The 2,765-nt window shown below is 69.4% G+C and carries 1 protein-coding gene; it reads left to right on the forward strand.

What is annotated here, in order from left to right; genetic code table 11:
• The coding region (locus A8M77_RS34790) for a two-partner secretion domain-containing protein (protein WP_143694907.1) at nucleotides 1-2,765 on the forward strand (2,765 nt) is incomplete at both ends.

Raw genomic sequence — 2,765 nt, forward strand, 5'->3', positions numbered from 1 at the left:
AGCCTTAACCGAGCCTATCGCCTGGTCTTCAATCAGGCCCAGGGCACCTGCGTCGTCGCCCCTGAGACGGCCCGTTCGGCGGGCGGCGCCGGCGCCGGCGCCACAAGTTCGCCCGCCGGGCTGCTGCAGACGCGTCTCAAGCGGCTGGCCTTGGCAATGGTGCTGGGGCTGGACCTGTGCGCGGCCACCGCTTGGGCGGCAGAGCCCAGCCCGTTGGCAGCCAACACCTTGCCCAGGGGAGGCCAGGTGGCCGCCGGCAGCGCCAGCCTGAGTACCAGCGGCAGCACGATGACCGTGGGCCAGGCCAGCCAGCGCGCCATCATCAACTGGTCCAGCTTCGACGTGGGCGCGGCCGCGGCGGTCAACTTCGTGCAGCCCAACGCCGCGGCCGTCACGCTCAACCGCGTCACCGGCGGCAGCGCCAGCCAGATCTTCGGGCGCGTCAGCGCCAACGGGCAGATCTACCTGGTCAATCCATCGGGCGTGCTCTTCGGGCGCGGCGCCCAGGTTGATGCCGGGGGGCTGGTGGCCTCCACGCTGGGCATCACGGATGCGGACTTCCTGGCCGGACGCGACCGGTTCACGCAGGGCCCGGGCGAGGGCGCCTCGGTGGTGAACCAGGGCCGCATCAGCGTCAGCCCTGGCGGACGCATCGCGCTGCTGGGCACGCGCGTGAGCAACCAGGGGCAGTTGCTGGCCCCGGGCGGCGACGTGGCTCTGGCCGCGGGTCGCCAGGTCACGCTGGTGGCCGGCGCCGACGGGCACCTGCAGCTCGGCGTGGATGCCAGCGAGCTGGCCACGCTGGTGAACAACGGCGGCCTGATCCAAGCCGACGGTGGGTCGATCACGCTCAATGCCCAGGGCGCCAGCGCGCTGGCCTCGGCGGTGGTCAGCAACACCGGCACCTTGCAGGCGCGCACGGTGGACAGCCGCAACGGCCGCATCCTGCTGCTGGCCGACCAGGGCCAGGGAGGCCGCGTGCAGGTCGATGGCACGCTGGACGCCAGCGCGCCGGCGGGCGGCAACGGAGGCTTCATCGAGACCTCGGCGCGGCAGGTGCAGGTGGCCGACGGGGTGCGGGTGAGCACGCAGGCCCCCCAGGGCAAGACGGGGACCTGGCTGGTCGATCCGACGGACTTCACCATCGGCGCGGGCAGCGCGGCGCAGAGTGCCAGCGGCATCGGGGCCGACACGCTGAGCGCCAACCTGGCGAGCACGAGCATCGCCCTGCAGACGGCCGCCGGTGGCACGGAGCCCGGCGACATCCACGTCAATGCGCCGGTGAGCTGGAACGCGAACACGCTGACGCTGAATGCGGCCAACAACATCAACATCAATGCGGTGATGACGGCTGGCGGCACGGCGGGGCTGGCGCTGAACTACGGGGGCACCAACGGCAGTGCGGCGGCCACACCGGTGGAGGGCAGCAACGTGAACGTGGCGTTGACCGGCAGCGGCTTCACGGGGCGGGTGGACTTCACGGGGGCGGGCAACAACCTGAGCATCAACGGCACCCCCTATACCCTCATCAAAAATGTTGCGGCGCTGCAGGGCATCGATGGCAATCGCGGCGGGCACTATGCGCTGGCCAACGACATCGATGCCACTGCCACGGCCAGTTGGAACGCGGGGGCGGGGTTCAGTCCGATTGGTGCTTTCTCCGGTAACTTGGACGGCTTGGGGCATGTGGTCAACGGGCTGAGCATCAATCGGCCAGGACAAGTCAGGGTAGGCCTTTTTTCCCAGACCTGGATCGGCAGCATGGTGCGCAACCTCGGGCTGGCCGGGGGCAGCGTGACGGGCGATTTCATGACAGGCAGCTTGGTCGGCGAGCAGTTCGACGGCAGCATCAGCAACGCCTATGCCACGGATAACGTATCGGGCAATCGCGCTGTCGGCGGCTTGGTCGGCGAGTTGCTCAGCGGCAGCATCACCAACGCCTACGCCACGGGCAGTGTGTCGGGCAACCGCTTTGTCGGCGGCTTGGTCGGCGCGCACAACGGCGGCAGCATCAGCAACGCCTACGCCACGGGCGGCGTCTCGGGTGGCGACGTGCTCGGTGGTCTGGTCGGCACGCAGAACAACGGCAGCATCAGCAACACCTACGCCACGGGCAACGTGTCGGGTGGCGGCATGGTCGGCGGCCTGGTCGGCTATCTAGGCGGCGGCAGCCTCGGCAACGCCTACGCCACGGGCGGCGTGTCGGGTAGCTCGGCAGTAGGTGGCCTAGTCGGCAGGCATGATGGCGGTAGCATCAGCAGCGCGTATTGGAACATCGATACTACCGGCCAGAGCGGCAGTGCCAGCGGTGGCAGCGGCGCTGGCTGTGCCAACTACTGCGGCCTCACCGCCGCGCAGATGATGACGGCTTCCTCCTTCGCCGGCTGGGACCTGGCCACGCAGGGCGGCAGCACCAGCGTGTGGCGAATCTACGAGGGGTCCACCGCACCGCTGCTGCGCAGCTTCCTCACGCCCCTGACGGTGACGGCCACCACCGGCGCCAGCAAGGTCTACGACGGCACCGTCAACGCGGGCAGCGCCGCCTACACCGCGAGCGGCCCGGCCGCAGTGAACCCGGGCCTGATCCTGGGGCAGGGCAGAACCGCCAGCAAGAACGTGGGCAGCTACAGCGTCGATCTGAGCGGCCTGTATTCCACCCAGCAGGGCTATGACATCCGCGTGGCCCCCACGGCGGGCAGCTTTGCCATCACGCCCAAGGCTCTCTCCGGCAGCATCATCGCGGCCAACAAAGTCTATGACAAGGT

It is taken from the genome of Variovorax sp. JS1663 (assembly GCF_002157355.1).
Lineage (GTDB): Bacteria > Pseudomonadota > Gammaproteobacteria > Burkholderiales > Burkholderiaceae_C > Variovorax.